This window comes from Sulfitobacter sp. SK011, assembly GCF_003352065.1.
Classification (GTDB): Bacteria; Pseudomonadota; Alphaproteobacteria; order Rhodobacterales; family Rhodobacteraceae; genus Sulfitobacter.
In genome coordinates this window covers 1925907-1942328 of record NZ_CP025803.1, presented here as the reverse complement: position 1 = coordinate 1942328, position 16422 = coordinate 1925907, and the positions used below count along the sequence as shown (strand labels likewise).

At 57.6% G+C, this 16422-nt stretch carries 18 protein-coding genes; 11 read left to right on the top strand and 7 right to left on the bottom strand.

Annotated features, from left to right (window positions below; all coding sequences use genetic code 11):
• Positions 1-150: 150 nt before the first annotated feature.
• The 5 genes from rpsF (at position 151) to C1J02_RS09545 (ending at position 4133) form a co-directional block, all read left to right on the top strand.
• Positions 151-513 (top strand): 30S ribosomal protein S6, encoded by a 363-nt coding sequence (gene rpsF / locus C1J02_RS09565; RefSeq protein WP_114878371.1) that lies wholly within the window; start codon positions 151-153, stop codon positions 511-513.
• A gap of 29 nt (positions 514-542) precedes the next feature.
• On the top strand, positions 543-770 hold the full coding sequence (gene rpsR, locus C1J02_RS09560) for a 30S ribosomal protein S18 (RefSeq protein ID WP_114878370.1): 228 nt from the start codon (positions 543-545) through the stop codon (positions 768-770).
• Positions 771-781: 11 nt separating this feature from the next.
• Positions 782-1414 carry a 50S ribosomal protein L9 gene (rplI, locus tag C1J02_RS09555; protein ID WP_114878369.1) on the top strand — a complete coding sequence of 211 codons (633 nt, stop codon included), beginning with the start codon at positions 782-784 and terminating at the stop codon, positions 1412-1414.
• Between the two features lie 208 nt (positions 1415-1622).
• Entirely contained in the window at positions 1623-2099 is a 477-nt protein-coding gene (locus C1J02_RS09550; protein ID WP_114878368.1) for a lytic transglycosylase domain-containing protein, read from the top strand.
• A 75-nt stretch (positions 2100-2174) separates the two neighbouring features.
• Entirely contained in the window at positions 2175-4133 is a 1959-nt protein-coding gene (locus tag C1J02_RS09545) for a bifunctional 2',3'-cyclic-nucleotide 2'-phosphodiesterase/3'-nucleotidase (protein ID WP_114880490.1), read from the top strand.
• Between the two features lie 78 nt (positions 4134-4211).
• On the opposite strand, the gene tig is transcribed toward C1J02_RS09545, so the two are convergent.
• Both tig and C1J02_RS09535 read right to left on the bottom strand, forming a co-directional pair.
• Positions 4212-5546, bottom strand: coding sequence for a trigger factor (gene tig, locus C1J02_RS09540; RefSeq protein ID WP_114878367.1), 1335 nt, complete (start codon positions 5544-5546; stop codon positions 4212-4214).
• A gap of 154 nt (positions 5547-5700) precedes the next feature.
• A complete protein-coding gene (locus tag C1J02_RS09535; protein WP_114878366.1) occupies positions 5701-5985 on the bottom strand; it encodes a DUF2312 domain-containing protein in 285 nt (94 codons plus the stop codon).
• Between the two features lie 102 nt (positions 5986-6087).
• Between C1J02_RS09535 and C1J02_RS09530 the strand changes: the two genes are divergently transcribed.
• From C1J02_RS09530 to C1J02_RS09510, 5 genes are all read left to right on the top strand, one after another.
• The gene (locus C1J02_RS09530; RefSeq protein WP_114878365.1) at positions 6088-6327 is read left to right on the top strand and encodes a hypothetical protein; all 240 of its coding nucleotides are present in this window, start codon (positions 6088-6090) and stop codon (positions 6325-6327) included.
• Between the two features lie 141 nt (positions 6328-6468).
• On the top strand, positions 6469-7353 hold the full coding sequence (locus C1J02_RS09525; protein ID WP_114878364.1) for an MBL fold metallo-hydrolase: 885 nt from the start codon (positions 6469-6471) through the stop codon (positions 7351-7353).
• A gap of 9 nt (positions 7354-7362) precedes the next feature.
• Positions 7363-7791, top strand: a complete 429-nt coding sequence (locus C1J02_RS09520; protein ID WP_114878363.1) for a YeeE/YedE family protein — start codon at positions 7363-7365, stop codon at positions 7789-7791.
• Position 7792: 1 nt separating this feature from the next.
• Positions 7793-8224: a DUF6691 family protein gene (locus C1J02_RS09515; RefSeq protein ID WP_114878362.1), complete on the top strand. Its 432-nt coding sequence runs from the start codon at positions 7793-7795 to the stop codon at positions 8222-8224.
• Between the two features lie 8 nt (positions 8225-8232).
• Complete coding sequence (locus C1J02_RS09510; RefSeq protein WP_114878361.1) at positions 8233-8655, top strand: TIGR01244 family sulfur transferase; 423 nt, start codon at positions 8233-8235, stop codon at positions 8653-8655.
• Positions 8656-8693: 38 nt separating this feature from the next.
• On the opposite strand, the gene C1J02_RS09505 is transcribed toward C1J02_RS09510, so the two are convergent.
• From C1J02_RS09505 to C1J02_RS09485, 5 genes are all read right to left on the bottom strand, one after another.
• Positions 8694-9923 carry a FliM/FliN family flagellar motor C-terminal domain-containing protein gene (locus C1J02_RS09505; protein WP_162798295.1) on the bottom strand — a complete coding sequence of 410 codons (1230 nt, stop codon included), beginning with the start codon at positions 9921-9923 and terminating at the stop codon, positions 8694-8696.
• Between the two features lie 63 nt (positions 9924-9986).
• Positions 9987-12716: an ATP-binding protein gene (locus C1J02_RS09500; RefSeq protein ID WP_114878359.1), complete on the bottom strand. Its 2730-nt coding sequence runs from the start codon at positions 12714-12716 to the stop codon at positions 9987-9989.
• The gene (locus C1J02_RS09495) at positions 12716-13003 is read right to left on the bottom strand and encodes a hypothetical protein (protein WP_114878358.1); all 288 of its coding nucleotides are present in this window, start codon (positions 13001-13003) and stop codon (positions 12716-12718) included. Before C1J02_RS09495 ends, C1J02_RS09500 begins: the two co-directional genes overlap by 1 nt.
• A 14-nt stretch (positions 13004-13017) precedes the next feature.
• Positions 13018-13386, bottom strand: a complete 369-nt coding sequence (locus C1J02_RS09490) for a response regulator transcription factor (RefSeq protein ID WP_114880489.1) — start codon at positions 13384-13386, stop codon at positions 13018-13020.
• Positions 13387-13496: 110 nt separating this feature from the next.
• A complete protein-coding gene (locus tag C1J02_RS09485; RefSeq protein WP_114878357.1) occupies positions 13497-14792 on the bottom strand; it encodes a short-chain fatty acyl-CoA regulator family protein in 1296 nt (431 codons plus the stop codon).
• 227 nt (positions 14793-15019) lie between these two features.
• Here C1J02_RS09485 and C1J02_RS09480 point away from each other — a divergent pair, with 227 nt between their 5' ends.
• Entirely contained in the window at positions 15020-16366 is a 1347-nt protein-coding gene (locus C1J02_RS09480) for a substrate-binding protein (RefSeq protein WP_114878356.1), read from the top strand.
• Positions 16367-16422 lie beyond the last annotated feature (56 nt).

The following is a 16422-nucleotide window of genomic DNA, read 5'->3' as shown; positions in this document are numbered from 1 at the left end:
AAGCGGACTTCGCGGCTTGCCCCGCGCCATAAACCGTGTATATGAGCCATTCCTTTGCAAAAACGTTGAACCGCGCAGACTCTCGTGGTGGGGCCGCAAAGGTAATCTGCCCTGCCTATGAAATGCGCCTTGATATAAATAGGAGACCGCATGCCGCTATATGAGCATGTCATGATTGCGCGTCAGGATCTGTCCAACACGCAAGCCGAAGGCCTTATCGAACATTTTGGCACAGTCCTCGCCGACAACGACGGCAAACTCGTGGATCACGAGTACTGGGGCGTCAAAACAATGGCCTACAAGATCAACAAAAACCGCAAGGGCCACTATGCCTTCCTGCGTTCGGACGCACCTGCGACCGCCATTCAGGAAATGGAGCGCCTGATGCGCCTGCACGACGATGTGATGCGTGTTCTGACCATCAAAGTTGATGAGCACAAAGAACTGCCATCCGTGCAGATGCAAAAGCGAGACGAGCGCCCCGAACGTGGCGAACGCCGCGAGCGCCGTTGATCAACAGCTTGATAAAAAGGACATAAACCATGGCTGCAAAACCATTTTTCCGCCGTCGCAAAGTCTGCCCCTTCTCAGGCGACAACGCTCCGGCCATCGACTACAAAGACACACGTCTTTTGCAACGCTACATCTCTGAGCGTGGCAAAATCGTGCCTTCCCGTATCACCGCAGTATCTGCGAAAAAGCAGCGTGAACTGGCCCGTGCCATCAAACGCGCCCGCTTCCTCGCCTTGCTGCCCTATGCCGTTCGTTAAGGAGAAAGCACATGCAAGTTATCCTTCTGGAACGTGTGGCTAAGCTGGGCCAAATGGGCGACGTCGTTGACGTCAAACCAGGCTTTGCGCGCAACTTTCTGTTGCCACAGGGCAAGGCGCTGTCAGCGTCCAAAGCCAACATTGAAGCCTTTGAGGGCCGCAAGTCGCAGCTTGAAGCGCAGAACCTTGAAAGCAAAAAAGAAGCCGACGCAATGGCGGACAAGCTGAACGGTCAGCAGTTCATCGTGATTCGTTCAGCATCTGACGCGGGCGCGCTTTATGGGTCCGTCACCACCCGTGACGCTGCCGAAGCTGCAACCGAGGCTGGTTTCACTGTCGATCGCAAGCAGGTTGTCCTGACTGCGCCGATCAAGGAACTTGGTCTGCACGACGTTGCTGTTGTTCTGCACCCCGAAGTTGAAGCAACCATTCAGTTGAACGTCGCCCGTTCTCCTGAGGAAGCCGAACTTCAGGCATCAGGCAAATCCATTCAGGAATTGGCTGCCGAAGAAGAAGCAGAAGCAGAGTTTGAAATTGCGGAACTGTTCGACGATATCGGTGCTGCGGCATCCGAAGACGACGATCTGGCCGAGGCAATTGAGACACCTGCCGAGGACGCAGAGGACGAAGACGCAAAAGCGTAATCGTCTCTTCTTTGAATATGACAGGGGCCGGATGCATCACGCGTCCGGCCTTTTTCGTGCGCCCCTTTGCACGGGCAAAATCGGCACCATCGCGCTGGCATTCTCTGCTGCTGCTTTGCGGATTGCCGCCCATGGCAGGACCGCCTACTTGCCCGGTTGCGCGTCATCCGTAATGTGCAGCGCGTATTAACAACTTGCGAATCTGATCATGTCCCACACCACCCGCCGCGCATTTCTGGCAGTCCTGGGTGCCACCGCCGTATCCGCGTGTAGCGCTTCGCCGACCCCGGCCCCTGCCCCAACTGGCCCACCACTTTATCCCAATGAGACGCCTCAGTTGCGCCAAAAGATCAACAAGTGGGCGGATTTTTATGATGTCCCTCGTCCCCTTGTTCATCGGCTGGCCATCCGCGAAAGCACCCACCGCCCCGGTGCGCGCAACGGTCCCTATTATGGGCTGCTGCAAATTCTGCCCGCCACAGCGCGCAGTATGGGTTTTCAGGGCAGTCCGAAAGATCTGCTGGATGCGGACACCAACCTGAAATACGCCGTAAAATACCTGCGCGGCGCATGGCTCTTGGCGGACGGCGACCATGGCACCGCTGTTAAATGGTATTCACGCGGTTATTACTACGAGGCAAAACGCCGTGGCATGTTGGTCGAAACCGGCCTGCGGAGCGGCTGATTTGATTTAATTCTTGTCATGGCATCGTCACAGGCAGACCATATCGGTGTATCGTCACTGAAAAGGAACGCTGTTATGACCCTTCTCCTCAATCGCCGCCATTTCCTTGCCGGTTCTGCCGGATTGCTCGCACTTCATCCGTTTTCCGTCCATGCCGCCGCCAATCAAGCGCATTTGCGGATCATGGAAACAACCGACCTGCATGTGCACGTCTTTCCCTATGATTATTACGCAGACAAGGACGTCGACACCGTCGGCCTTGCCCGCACCGCCGCCATCATCGAAGACATCCGCGCAGAGGCATCCAACGCGCTGCTGCTCGACAACGGTGATTTCCTACAAGGGAACCCGATGGGCGATTACATCGCCTATGAACGGGGCATGAAAGACGGCGATATGCATCCCGTCATCAAGGCAATGAACACCTTGGGTTTTGCCGCATCGACCCTGGGCAACCATGAATTCAACTATGGTCTTGAATTTCTGACCAAATCTCTGGCGGGTGCCGAATTTCCGGTGGTAAGCGCCAATGTTGTGAAAGAAATGGGCGGCGAACCGACAAAAGACACAACCCTGGTGCCGCCCTATGTCATTTTGGATCATCAGGTCACAGACGGTGCCGGGCAAACCCATGCGATAAAGATCGGGATCATCGGTTTCGTGCCGCCCCAGATCATGAACTGGGATCGTCGCCATCTTGAAGGTAACGTTCAGACCCGCGATATCGTCCAGACCGCCCGCGCGTATATCCCACAGATGAAGGAAGCGGGTGCCGATATCATCATCGCTCTGTCCCATTCTGGTATCGGAGCAGCGGACGAAACGGACCTGATGGAAAACGCATCCGTGCCATTGGCCGCCGTTGAAGGCATCGATGCCATTCTGACGGGGCACTCGCACCTCGTGTTCCCATCATCCACCTATGCCGATTATCCGGCCGTTGATGCCGCTGCGGGTACGATCCACGGCAAACCCGCCACCATGGGCGGTTTCTGGGGCAGCCACCTGGGGCTGATCGATCTGATGTTGGAAAACGATGGCGGCACCTGGCGCATCGCCTCTCATATGGCAGAGGCGCGACCGATTTCTCAACGCAACGAAGACCGCAGTGTCACCGCACTGGTCGAAAGTGTGCCTGCGGTGCTGGCCGCAGTGCAGCAGGAACACGACGAAACGCTAGCCTATGTCCGCCGCGCGGTGGGCAAAACAGACGCCAATCTGCACAGCTATTTCGCGCTGGTCGCCGATGACCCGTCGGTGCAGGTCGTCTCGAATGCACAGATCTGGTACATCACCCAGATGATGAAAGGCACCGAACACGAGGGGCTGCCAATCTTATCCGCAGCTGCCCCATTCAAAGCGGGAGGGCGTGGCGGGCCGGAGTATTACACGGATGTGCCCAAAGGGGATGTGGCGATCAAGAACGTCTCGGACCTTTATCTCTACCCCAACACAGTGCGTGCCGTGCGGGTGACCGGCGCTCAGGTCAAGGACTGGCTCGAACGTTCTGCGGGCATGTTCAATCAGGTGCAGCCCGGCGTGGCCGATCAACCGCTGCTGAATGATGCCTTCCCCAGCTATAATTTCGACGTGGTGGATGGCGTCACCTATCAGATCGACCTGTCACAGCCGTCGAAATTCGATCCCAAAGGGGTCCTGATGAATGAGGGTGCCAACAGGATTGTCAACTTGCAGTTCAACGGCGAACCCATTGACCTTGCTGCAGAGTTTATCATCGCCACCAACAACTATCGTGCCTCGGGCGGTGGTGATTTTCCCGGTGCCAAGGGCGATACCATCGTATTCGAGGGGCCCGATACGAACCGCGACGTGATTGTGCGCTATATCGTCGACAAAGGCACGATCAGCCCGCGCGCCGACGCCAATTGGACCTTTGCCCCCATCGAGGGTGCGACCGTTCTGTTCAACACCGGACCCAAAGCATCCGATTACATCGGTGATGTCAAAGGCGTCAAACTCGAACCCGCCGGGGATGGGCCAGACGGCTTTGCGCAGTTCCGCATCACGCTCTGAACCACACGGACCAAAAACTGCCAACGAAAAAGGCCACGCAGCGATGCGTGGCCTTTGTCATTCTGAAATGTGTCGAAACTACGCGTCGTCTTCGAGCGCCTCAACAGCCTTTTGCAGCTTGTCCTTGGTGATTTCCTTCTCGGTCACTTTTGCTTTTTCAACAATGTGATCAATCACTTTGTCTTCAAAGATCGGAGCGCGCATCTGCTGCTGCATCTGCTGGTTTTTCTGCACAAACTCAAAGAACTGGCGTTCCTGACCGGGATATTGACGCGCCTGGTTCATGATCGCCTGCGTCATTTCTGCGTCAGACACTTCGATTTCGGCTTTCTGACCCACTTCAGCCAACAAAAGCCCCAACCGCACACGGCGCTCTGCCAGTGTTTTGTGCTCGTCTGTTGTCTCGATCTCCGGGTGATCATGGCCCTGAACCTCAGGGTTTTCTTCATGCCACAACTGGTGTGCTATCTGCCCTGCCTCTGCGTCGACCAACGAGGGCGGCAAATCAAAGCTGACCAATTTGTCCAGCGCATCAAGCAAACCGCGCTTCATCACCGCGCGTGCGGCCCCTGCATATTCGGCTTCCAGACGCTCGGCGATCTGCGTTTTCAACGCGGCAAGGTCCTCTGCGCCAAACTTTGTCGCCAGCTCGTCGTTGATCTCGGCAGCAACAGGTTCTTTGACCTCTTTGATCGTGCAATCAAAAACCGCTTCCTTGCCGGCCAAATTCTCGGCCTGATAATCGTCAGGGAAGTTGACCGTCACAGCCTTTTCTTCCTCGGCTTTCACGCCAACCAACTGCTCTTCAAATCCGGGGATGAATGAATTCGAGCCCAGCACCAGCGGATAATCCTCGGCTGATCCACCTTCAAACGCCTCACCGTCGACCTTGCCGACAAAGTTCATGACAATCTGGTCACCGTCTTTTGCCTTGGCACCCTTTTTGCGGGCTTTGAAATCCTGCGCCGTTTCAGCGAGGTTTGCGAGCGCCTCGTCTATTGCGGCGTCGTCGGCTTTCGCAACCAGCTTTTCCAGCTTGATCTTGCCCATGTCGATTTCAGGGATCTCGGGCAAGGCTTCATAGCTCATCTCAACCTGAACGTCGTCGCCTTCTTTCCAGTCTTCGTTGGTCATCTTGACCTCTGGCTGCATCGCGGGACGATCGCCGGATTTCTCAAAATGCTCGGACATCGCGCCATCAATGCTTTCCTGCATTGCTTCGCCCATCACACGCTGGCCAAACTGCTTTTTCAGCAATGCCATCGGGACCTTGCCCTTGCGAAAGCCCTTCATCTCAACAGTCGGCTGGGCCTCTGCCAGCTTTTCATTCACTTTGGCTTCCAGTTCGGCCGCCGTCACTGTGATGGCATAGCCGCGTTTCAAACCGTCGTTCAGTGTCTCGTTGACCTGCATGTGTGCTCCATAGAATAAGGCCGCACGAACAGGCGCGCGGACGAAAATTTCCGCCCTTCTATGTGCCTTAAAGGCGGCATGCAAGGGGTGCCGCCGCCCAACGCCTTCTTTAATCAATCATGAGAATGATTGCCGCCAACAGCAGCACCTCAAATCACATGCCAAGCGCTTCTTTGTACATCTCCAACACCGCCTCTTCTTCGGCAATGTCGTCTTTGTCGCGCTTGCGCAGCGCAATCACCTTGCGCAGCACTTTGGTGTCATAGCCGCGTGCCTTGGCCTCGGCCATCACCTCTTTTTGCTGCTCGGCGAGGTCTTTCTTTTCCGAATCCAACCGTTCAATCCGCTCGACAAACTGACGCAACTCATTTGCGGTCACGCGATATGTCGCATCGCCAACGGGGTCGATGACATCGGGGTTTGTGGATGTGTCGCTCATGCTGCGCTCCTTGCGAATTGATCTGGGGCCTGACTACCCGCGCAATTTGACACCCGCAAGCGGGTCTTGCCCAAACCTGCTGATTGTCGTAGCGAACGGGTCATGGAAAACGCAACCTCTTCCCCGCTCGAATGGATCATCTGGACAGGTGCGGCCTTGTCGCTCATCGGTCTTGTCGGGTTGATCTGGTGCATTGTCCGGGTGGCGCGCGCCAAACGTTCAGGTCTTGATGACGCTGCAATGCGGGCTGTGCTGAAATCTGCGATCCCTGTGAACATGGGCGCGCTGTTTCTGTCGGCAATTGGCCTGATGATGGTCATCCTGGGCATTTTCCTGACGTAACCTCTCGCCTTATTTCACCCTTTTTCAAATACCGATGCGCGCCCCTCGCGTCAGGTGCCTGGCCTGATGCCGCCGCAAACCTGCGCTTGTAACACATGCAGAAAACGCTATGTTTCCCTGTAACCAACAGGAGGCCAGCAGATGGACACGACCCTGCCCACCGTTTCCCCAAATGTGACCGCATTTTTTGATGATGCGACCAACACGGTCAGCTATGTGGTGCAAGACCCCGATGGGTCGGCCTGCGCCATCATCGATTCCGTGCTTGATTTTGACCATGCCGCCGGGCGCACCGACACATGCTCTGCCGACAGGATCATCGAGTATGTAACTGCCCACAACCTGCAGACCCAATGGATACTGGAAAGCCATGTGCACGCCGACCATTTGTCGGCTGCCCCCTATCTGCAAGAGAAACTGGGCGGCAAGATCGGCATTGGCGCTCAGATCACCACGGTTCAGGACACATTTGGCAAAGTCTTTAACGAAGGCACCGAATTTCAGCGCGATGGCAGCCAGTTTGATGCGCTTTTTCGGGATGCAGACAGCTTTCACATCGGACAGATGCGCGCGGATGTGATGCACACTCCTGGCCACACGCCAGCCTGTCTGACCTATGTGATCGGCGACGCGGCTTTTGTGGGCGATACGCTTTTCATGCCAGACTTCGGCACGGCGCGCTGCGACTTCCCGGGCGGGTCCGCCCATGACCTCTACAACTCCATTCAGCGCATCCTGTCGCTGCCTGACCAGACCCGCATTTTTGTGGGCCATGATTACAAGGCACCGGGGCGCAATGAATTTGCCTGGGAAACCACCGTTGGTGCCCAAAAAGCGGCCAACGTTCATGTAGGCGGTGGTGCGGGCGAAGATGATTTCGTCACGTTGCGCGAAACCCGTGATGCCAGTCTGCCGATGCCAAAACTGATAGTGCCATCGCTCCAAATCAACATGCGCGCAGGTCATATGCCAGAGGCGGATGACAGCGGCACGGTGATGCTCAAATTGCCCATCAACAAACTCTGAAGGTACAAAATGGAAATGGATTGGATATGGGGCCTGATCGGGGGCCTGATGATAGGCTGTGCCGGCGCGGTCTATCTGCTGGGAAATGGTCGCATCATGGGGGCCAGCGGCATATTGGGCGGCCTGATTGACGGCTCTGCGCGCGGGGCCTGGATGGAACGCGGGGCGTTTCTGGCAGGGCTGATCGCCCTACCAGCATTTCTGCAGGCGCTTGGCACACCCACAGCAGCGACCAATCTGACCTCAAACATCGGGCTGGTCATTCTTGCTGGCCTGCTTGTCGGGCTTGGCACCCGCATCGGCAATGGCTGTACGTCTGGCCACGGGGTCTGCGGCATTTCCCGGCTCAGCCCGCGCGGCATTGCCGCCACTCTGGTCTATATCGCGTCAGGGGCGGTTATGGTCGTGGCGCTGCGCAGCTTCATGGGCGGGCTTTGACATGCGGACAGCTTTCGCTATTCTCTCAGGTTCGCTTTTTGGCCTGGGCCTGCATCTGTCAGGGATGACCAACACCGACAAGGTACAGGGTTTTCTGGATTTCTTTGGGGCATGGGACCCGACACTGGTCTTTGTCATGGGGGGTGCAATCATCCCGATGTTTGTCGCTTGGCGGTTGGCTGCTGCGCGCAAGCCGCTGGTCGGGGGCGACTTTCCGGCACCAGCAGACCCGGTGTTTGATCGTCATCTGATCATTGGGGCGGTGCTGTTCGGGATGGGATGGGGCCTTGTCGGGCTTTGCCCCGGCCCTGCGCTCGCCTCGCTCAGCTATGGCGGCATTGGCGGGCTGACATTTTTGGCAGCAATGATTGCGGGCATGGCATTGGCACCCCGGGCAAAGGGTGCGCTGGACACAAACAGCGCTCGGGCGTAAATCAGCTTATGGATATTCGCCAATTGACCCCCCGCTATTACGTCAGCCCGCAGATCGAACCGGGTGATATGTCCGCGCTCAAAGCGGCTGGCATTACCCACATCCTGTGCAATCGACCGAACGCTGAGGTACCGCCAAGCCATAGCGCAGCAACGATGCAAGCCGCTGCAAAGGCAGCAGGCATCAGCTTTGCGGTGCAGCCTTTGACCCATCAAACCATGGTGCCGGACGTGATCGCCACCAACCGTGCCCTGGGGGCCGATACCGATCATGTCGTCCTGGCCTATTGTGCATCAGGCACCCGGTCCACAATTGCATGGGCCTTGGGACAGGCAGGTCAAATGACGCCGGACGCAATCATCGCGGCCGCGCGCAGTGGCGGATATGACATTGAAAATATGCGACAGGTTTTGGCACAGCCCTTTAGCTAAGCTTCTTTTCCCTTTCGCCATCTTCCTGCAACCGCCCGCTATCCAGCACCTGCACGCGGCAAGTCGGTAAGATCGTCCTCTTGCGTGAACCCCGGCAGATCCGACATGTCGGGCAAATCCGGCAGATCCGGCAGTTCAGCGAAATCAGGCAGGGCTGACACGCCGTTCATCGCGTTGCCAACGGGCAATTCTGCCAAATCCGGGCTTGGAGCGGACAGTTCCGCGTTCGGATCTGTGGCGCGGGTGCCGGTGCCGTCGCCCGTGACGTCCGGAAGGTCCAGCCCCTCACGGTCGCTGGCGCGGCGTTTTGGCGTTGTGGCCGCAATGTTCTGATGCTCGACCCGCAGCGCCCGCACCCCGTCAATCTGACCCAAAGTGCCACGGCCAACCCCGGTCCCGCACATGGTCAGCACCCGTGACTGGTCAAACGCAGTGATCCCAAGTTCAAAAACATCACCGGGGGCAAGCGCGCCAAGCGTACTCACCGGCATGGATATCCGCGCCAGGGCCACATTGAGATCGACATGCAGCGCCATGACGGTATCGTTCAACGAGTTTTGCCGTCGTGGTCCCGCGCCGTCAGTTAAGGTGCCATCGTCGTCCCGGCCCCGCGATATTTCAGACGGTTTGGGCACGATGGGCAGACATAAAATGATCTGCCCCTGCCGACAACCGCCCGCGATGTCCACGGTGATGTGCACAACCTGATACTCTGGCGCTTCCAAGCTCATCAGCAGGATTCTGGCATCCTCGGCCCGGATGCCAAACCGATACCCTTGCAAAAGCTGCCGTTCGATTTCGGTTTCCGGCAACACTGCCGCCCTGTCCAGCAGGGCGTCAAGAAACGGCGCACAAATGGCAGCGTCCGTTGCTGTCTGGGGGCGCGTTGCACCCCCGACCTCAGGCATCACTTTGCCCATCGTCTGCTGTTGGATCAGCCCACCCACCAGATTTGGATCAAAAACTGCGGCCCCCCGCCTGCCTGATGGCCCATCAAGCGCCATCAACAAAGCCGGCATTTCAAACAATTCGGCAAGGGCGTCACCGTCTCGTTTTTCCATCCGGATGCCGATTGCGGCCATGGCCATGCCAAACATTTCATTTGCCACCTTGGCCAGTGTCAGCCGCAATGCTTTGGGCACAGACATTGCATGGGTCTGATGCTCAACCCGCCCGACCTGCGCCTTGCGATGCAGCGCGGAGTGCGGTTGATCGCGTTCCGATTGTCCCGATGTCTGTGCGGTCATAATCTGCTGGTCGTGTCCCATCGCCTCCACCCGCGTTTTGCGGGCCTTGGGACACACTTAGACGATGATTGGTTACCAACGCCTTTATGTCAGCGTGGCAAGCGTGCGTTTTTCCGGCTTTGTGTCTTTGCCTTTCAGCGGCAAGGTCACACGAAAAGCGGTGCCGGCATCCCGTGGCAGATAGGCGATATCGCCGCCAAGCCGGGTCATGATCTCGTGACAAATGGCCAACCCCAGCCCGGCCCCTTCGCCCTCTACCCCGCTGATCCGAAAGAACTTTTCAAAGATGACAGCCTGCGCATCGGTGGCAATGCCATCGCCATTGTCAATAAAATCAATGGTCAGCGTCTCCCGGTCATGCTGCACATTGATCGTCAATTGGGGATCGTTCGCGCGGCAGTATTTTTGCGCATTGGCCGCAAGATTGATAAATACCTGCGCCAGCCGGTCCAAATCAGTGGTCAAGGTGACGGCCTCGGCCTTCTTATCGCGGATAATCCTGAGCGGCCGGGCCGCACCGGCAAGCGCCGTGATCACCGCCTGATCCAGTACATCCGCCAATTGCCCGGTGCGCATGTTGAGCGTCACCTGACCGTTTTCAAGCACCGACAGGTCCAGCAGATCATCGAGCAGACGCGTCAGGCGAATGGTCTCTGAATGGATAATCGAGGCATAGCGTGTCTTGTCAGCGGCTTTCATGCCCTTGGCATCGCGCAATATCTCTGAAAAGGACCGGATTGACGTCATCGGCGTGCGCAATTCATGGCTGATCTGGCTGAGAAAGCTGTCTTTTTGCAGTGACAATTGTGTCAGCTTTTCATTGGCGTTGCGCAGTTGTGCGGCGGTCTCGGACAATTCGCGCGATTTCGCCTCAAGCTGGCTGGAATATTCCAGCATCTGTGCGGATTCGTCGGCAACCGCCAAGAGATCCTGAACCGATACGGATGTGCCGCCGACGATCTGGGCCACCATCGCATGGGCCGTTGCCGCCCCCACGGATGCGGCCAGTTCACGTTCCAGCGCCTGAACAAACTGTGGGGTGGGTTCCGGCAACCCGCCCGTCACTCCTTGCGCTTTTGAATGTGTCCCAAAGAACGCCCGCGCCTCTGCGGCACCCAGAATGCGCTGCGCCATGATCATCAGGTCTTCGCTGCCCGCCACTGACGCGGTCCAGCCGCGTGTCGGGCTGGAATGGTCAAACACATTCACAAACTGCGCCCCCTGCAGCCGTTCAACCGGGTCCGGAAAGGTAAAGAGCGAGACGAGACCAAAAACCAATGTGTTCAACGACAGGCTCCATACCACGGCATGGACCGTCGGGTCCAACCCGTCGATGCCAAAAAGCGCCTCTGGCCGCAGCCATCCGATGCCCGCCAGCCCCTGTTCAAACGTCGCCACAGAAAGCGCGGTACCCGGCCCAAAGCTGGGCAGCAACATCGTAAAGACCCACAAGGCGAACCCGGTGCCAAGTCCGCAGAGCGCGCCCATCCGCGTGGCCCCACGCCAGAATATGCCGCCAAGCAAGACAGGCAGGAACTGCGCAACGCCGCCAAATGAAATGGTGCCAATCGCCGCCAGCGCGCCACTGCCCCCTGAGGCACGATAATAAAGGAAACCCAACGAAATGATCAGCAAGATTGACACCCGGCGCGCCAGGATCACCACATTGCGGACATCCCCCGATTGTGTCGCGCCATCCTGTCGCAGCGCCAGCCAGATCGGCATGACGATGTGGTTGCTGACCATGGTGCTCAGCGCAAGCGTGGCCACGATGACCATCGAGGTGGCCGACGAAAAGCCCCCCAAGAAACTAAACATCGCAAGGCCGTTCTGCCCTTGGCTCAGCGGCAGGCTGAGTACAAAAAGATCCGGGTTCGACCCCACGGGCATGAGGTCAAGACCAATCACGGCGATCGGCACCACAAAAAGGCTCATCAACATCAGATACAGCGGAAATGCCCATGAGGCGATTTGCAGGTACCGTTCATCATCGTTTTCCACGACCATGACCTGAAACATCCGTGGCAAACACAAGAAAGCCGCCGCTGACAGCATGGTCAATGCAACCCAACGGCTGCCCTGCACATGCCATTCACCGATGGCCGAAGCATCGATGCGGGTCAGGGTTTCGCTGACCCCTCCGGCCAGCCCCCAGACCACAAAGATACCGACAGCCAAAAGCGCCACCAGTTTGACCACCGCCTCAACCGCCACGGCAATGACAACACCGTGATGGCGTTCATTGACGTTCAGGTTTCGGGTGCCGAAAAGCACGGTAAAAAGCGCCAGACCCGTCGCGACCCAGAAGGCCGCCTGACCTTTGTTGATCACCTCATGTTCGGTGCCCACCAGGGCCGTATCTGGGGCCGCAAAAATCGACAGAGACAGAATAACGGATTGTAATTGCAGCGCAATATAAGGCGTCACCCCGATCACTGCCATGATCGTGACAACAATGGCCAGCGTATTCGATTTGCCGTATCGCGATGAAATCAAATCAGCAATCGAGGTCACACGCTGACTGCGCCCGATGCGCACCAACCGGCGCAATATCCACCACCAGCCGATCATCACCAACGACGGCCCCAGATAGATTGTCACATATTCAAGGCCCGACCGCGCGGCATATCCAACCGCCCCGTAAAACGTCCAGGCCGTGCAGTAGATCGACAGCGACAGCGTATAGACCAAAGGCGAGCGCAGAAGCCATCCGCCCTGCCCCTTCAGGGCCGCCCGCTCTGCCATAAAGGCAACGATGAACAGCCCAGCAACATAAAGCAGGCAAACCATGACAAGCTGATTGAGCGAAACCATCAATCAGCCTCGGCGCTTGGTTCACCATCTTTTGTGGCTTGCTCTCGGGTGTGCCGCCACAGGCCCCATGCGGCCAGCACCAGCAGGGCCCAGATGCCAAAAATATACTGCAGCGCCATGCTCAGCGGCATTGAGTCGAGGTCACCTTGTGCGGTCGTCTCTGACGCCGGCCACAGCAACGGCACCATCCATAAGCCCAATCCCAACAGCGGCAGAAACCGCAGCGCATCCATCATCCTGCGCAACCGGTAGCCGCGCCGTTCCAAAAAGATAGGGCTGCGCGCCATGGGTCAGACCTCCGTCATTGTTGGGTCAATTCGCGCACCGCTTCCAGCATTTCAGCATTGGAAAATGGTTTGGTCATGAACCGGCTTACGCCAGCTTTTTCGGCCATCTCGCGGTCCCTGCTTTGGCCGCGTGCGGTCAGCATCAATATCGGCATATCGGCAAATACCGGATCAGCGCGCAATTCGTTCAGGATTTCAAAACCGCTCTTGCCCGGCAACATGACGTCGAGCATCACCAGATCGGGCATCACCTTGCGGATCACATCAACCGCGGCGGCCCCGTTGGCCAGAGTTTCCACCCGCCAGCCCTCTTGAGACAGCAAAAAACGGATGGCCTCGGCGATGTTTATTTCGTCCTCGACCAGCACCACATGTTTGCCCATCGGCTTTGATCCTCCCCCTCGCGCGGCACCGCCCCTGTCTGACGCAAGGTGCTTGTGCAGCACGGATCAGGATGCACCGGAATGAAAGGTCTGTCAAAGCACCAACGTGTCTAAACGCCCTTTGCCAGGATCGAGGGTTCGCGCCGGGCACCGCAGTCGTCATGCGGACAGATCCGGCAGGTTGATCCCACCAGTTGTGCGGCCCCGGAATCCGTTGGCGCGGGCACCAGCAGCATGACGGCCTGCACCAAAGGTGGGGTGTTGTAAGACGGGGTGCCAATGGCTTCGCTTGCCGCAAAACAGTCGAACTGAGCTTGCGCCGGACCCATTTGTGACACGCGGCCCGCCACCACGGCCCCATGCTGCCCCAGCGCTGCAAACAACGGCCAGAGCGGGCAACAGGCACCGTGCCGCGGCACTGTGAACGCCTCGATCGACTTGCGAAAAATAACCGTACCAGAGCGGTCACAGACCACCAGTCCAGCACCGTGTTCGGGCAATGCAGCCAATCGGCGCAGCACGCGCACGACGGGTTGGCGCAGTTTGCGGGCAAGTGTGACGGGGTCTGACCCAACCTCAGCCACTGCTGCGCGCAGATCGGATATCGACAGTCGCGCCGCGTCACGGCCAACCTGATGCAAGACCGCTCTGGCGATGTGTTGCGCGGCCAGCGATTGCAGCTGCGGGGCCTGCATGACCACCGCCTCAACAACCTCTGCCACGTCGTCACCGTTTTCCAGAGCGTCAAAATGAAACCCATGCGCGGTCAAAAACGCCTCGACTTCTTCCTGGGGGGAACTCGCGGTTTCCGGGGCTTCAGGATTAGAATCCAGATAGGCCACCAGCGCCTGAGCACTGTCCGACAATCGCCGGCTGTCTTCGTTGATGTTGGCATGAAAACGGTCGCGCCATTCGGGTTGCAATGTCTTTGTTTCTGCCAGAATGGACGCGGTGGAGCGGATCGCCGCTGCGGTGGTCAACAATTCATGCATCGAGGCGGCCAGATGCGGGTCGTGCGCCAGACGGTCAGTCAATGCCTCAACCGTCTGTTCCAATGCTGCAATACGCCTGCGCGTGCCGGCCAGCACATCCGCCCAGCCGGGAAAACGCCCCGCAAATTCATCAGCGCGTGAAGCATCAGGACCGGTCAGGCCCGCATCCATCGCCGCCTCGCGCAGCGTCGCAATCAACGCGGCCTCTGCCCCTTCGGTCAGGGCCTGCGGTTCCACCCCCAGTGCCGCGGCGATGTTGAGCAACAGTTTACCGCCGATTCTGCGGCGATTATGTTCAATGAGGTTCAGATAACTGGCCGAGATTCCGATCTGACGCGCCAGATTGGCCTGCTTTTGCCCCGCCATCACCCTGCGTTCGCGAATGCGGCTGCCTGTCAATGCTTCCCGTACCATCCCCAGCCCTCACATTATCGCGCAATATCAATGGGTTTCTGCGCTGCAACATCATTTTATTTACAGAAAGGACAAAGCCTTTGCGAAGATATTTACAGAATAGTCGTGTTTATCAAGGGGCTTATTGATCCGTTTTCACAATACAGGCGATAAGATATTTGCACTTTGTGTGTTGTGCGTCCGCTCAACGATAGCGGACGCGCAGTTTCAACAATTGGGAGGAATTCATGTCATTTTCTAAATTGACACGTCGTGGTCTGATCAAAACCAGCGCTGTCGCTGGCGCAGGTCTGGCGCTGCCGACGTACCTGCGTGCCGATGGCCACACAGGTTTCACAAACGCACCAACAGGCGACACCGTCACGCTGGGCTTTAACGTGCCACAAACCGGCCCCTACGCCGAAGAAGGTCTGGACGAGCTGCGTGCACAGGAATTGGCTGTTCAGCACCTGAACGGCGAAGGCGACGGCGGCCTGCTGAACACATTCAGCTCCAAGGCGTTGCAAGGCAACGGTATCCTGGGCAAGAAGGTCACTTTTGTGACCGGTGACACCCAGACAAAGTCAGATGCGGCGCGTGCCTCGGCCAAGTCGATGATCGAAAAAGACGGCGCTGTGATGATCAACGGCGGCTCATCTTCGGGTGTGGCTGTGGCTGTTCAGGGCCTTTGCCAAGAGGCAGGCGTGATTTTCATGGCCGGTCTGACACACTCAAACGACACCACAGGCAAAGACAAGAAAGCCAATGGTTTCCGTCACTTCTTTAACGGTTACATGTCTGCGGCAGCACTGGCACCCGTGCTCAAGAACGCCTATGGCACCGACCGTCGCGCCTATCACCTGACGGCGGACTATACATGGGGCTGGACTCAGCAGGAATCGATTGCCGCGGCAACCGAAGCCATGGGTTGGGAGACCGTCAACAACGTGCTGACGCCGCTTGCGTCCACTGACTTCTCTGCCTACATCGCGCCGGTGTTGAACTCTGGTGCCGACGTCCTGGTTCTGAACCACTACGGTGGCAACATGGTCAACTCACTGACCAACGCGGTTCAGTTTGGCCTGCTCGACAAAGAAGTGAACGGCAAGAAGTTCGAGATCGTCGTGCCACTTTATTCTGAGTTGATGGCCGCTGGTGCGGGTGCCAACGTGCAAGGCGTTATCGGTTCGATGAACTGGAACTGGCAGTTGCAGGATGAGGGTTCAAAGGCGTTCACCAAATCATTTGGTGAAAAGTACGGTCGCCCCCCATCCAACTCTGCGCACACATGCTATGTTCAGACGCTGCTTTATGCGGATGCGGTTGAGCGTGCAGGCACCTTCAATCCATGTGGTGTTGTCGAAGCTCTTGAAGACTTTGACTTTGACGGCATGGGCAATGGTCCAACCACCTATCGCGGTGCCGATCACCAGTGCTTCAAAGACGTGCTTGTCATGAAGGGTAAAGAGAACCCGACAAACGAATACGACACACTGGAAATCGTCGAAGTGACACCACGGGCGCAGGTCGAATATGCACCTGATCACCCGATGTTTGCCGGTGGCGAATTGGGCAAGTGTAACCCAGGCGCGTAAAATCGTTCCAAAGAAAAGCCGTAGGGCGCGACATCTCGCGCCCTACCCCCTCATCC

What these genes read in the sequence shown, in the direction of transcription:
- C1J02_RS09490 (WP_114880489.1), bottom strand. Translation starts at nt 13,386, where the DNA reads ATGGGCAAACATGTGGTGCTGGTCGAGGACGAAATAAACATCGCCGAG.
- C1J02_RS09535 (WP_114878366.1), bottom strand. Translation starts at nt 5,985, where the DNA reads ATGAGCGACACATCCACAAACCCCGATGTCATCGACCCCGTTGGCGAT.
- C1J02_RS09550 (WP_114878368.1), top strand. Translation starts at nt 1,623, where the DNA reads ATGTCCCACACCACCCGCCGCGCATTTCTGGCAGTCCTGGGTGCCACC.
- C1J02_RS09495 (WP_114878358.1), bottom strand. Translation starts at nt 13,003, where the DNA reads ATGGCGCGCAGCCCTATCTTTTTGGAACGGCGCGGCTACCGGTTGCGC.
- tig (WP_114878367.1), bottom strand. Translation starts at nt 5,546, where the DNA reads ATGCAGGTCAACGAGACACTGAACGACGGTTTGAAACGCGGCTATGCC.
- C1J02_RS09520 (WP_114878363.1), top strand. Translation starts at nt 7,363, where the DNA reads ATGGAAATGGATTGGATATGGGGCCTGATCGGGGGCCTGATGATAGGC.
- C1J02_RS09545 (WP_114880490.1), top strand. Translation starts at nt 2,175, where the DNA reads ATGACCCTTCTCCTCAATCGCCGCCATTTCCTTGCCGGTTCTGCCGGA.
- rpsF (WP_114878371.1), top strand. Translation starts at nt 151, where the DNA reads ATGCCGCTATATGAGCATGTCATGATTGCGCGTCAGGATCTGTCCAAC.
- C1J02_RS09485 (WP_114878357.1), bottom strand. Translation starts at nt 14,792, where the DNA reads ATGGTACGGGAAGCATTGACAGGCAGCCGCATTCGCGAACGCAGGGTG.
- rplI (WP_114878369.1), top strand. Translation starts at nt 782, where the DNA reads ATGCAAGTTATCCTTCTGGAACGTGTGGCTAAGCTGGGCCAAATGGGC.
- C1J02_RS09480 (WP_114878356.1), top strand. Translation starts at nt 15,020, where the DNA reads ATGTCATTTTCTAAATTGACACGTCGTGGTCTGATCAAAACCAGCGCT.
- C1J02_RS09530 (WP_114878365.1), top strand. Translation starts at nt 6,088, where the DNA reads ATGGAAAACGCAACCTCTTCCCCGCTCGAATGGATCATCTGGACAGGT.
- C1J02_RS09510 (WP_114878361.1), top strand. Translation starts at nt 8,233, where the DNA reads ATGGATATTCGCCAATTGACCCCCCGCTATTACGTCAGCCCGCAGATC.
- C1J02_RS09525 (WP_114878364.1), top strand. Translation starts at nt 6,469, where the DNA reads ATGGACACGACCCTGCCCACCGTTTCCCCAAATGTGACCGCATTTTTT.
- C1J02_RS09500 (WP_114878359.1), bottom strand. Translation starts at nt 12,716, where the DNA reads ATGGTTTCGCTCAATCAGCTTGTCATGGTTTGCCTGCTTTATGTTGCT.
- C1J02_RS09515 (WP_114878362.1), top strand. Translation starts at nt 7,793, where the DNA reads ATGCGGACAGCTTTCGCTATTCTCTCAGGTTCGCTTTTTGGCCTGGGC.
- rpsR (WP_114878370.1), top strand. Translation starts at nt 543, where the DNA reads ATGGCTGCAAAACCATTTTTCCGCCGTCGCAAAGTCTGCCCCTTCTCA.
- C1J02_RS09505 (WP_162798295.1), bottom strand. Translation starts at nt 9,923, where the DNA reads ATGGGACACGACCAGCAGATTATGACCGCACAGACATCGGGACAATCG.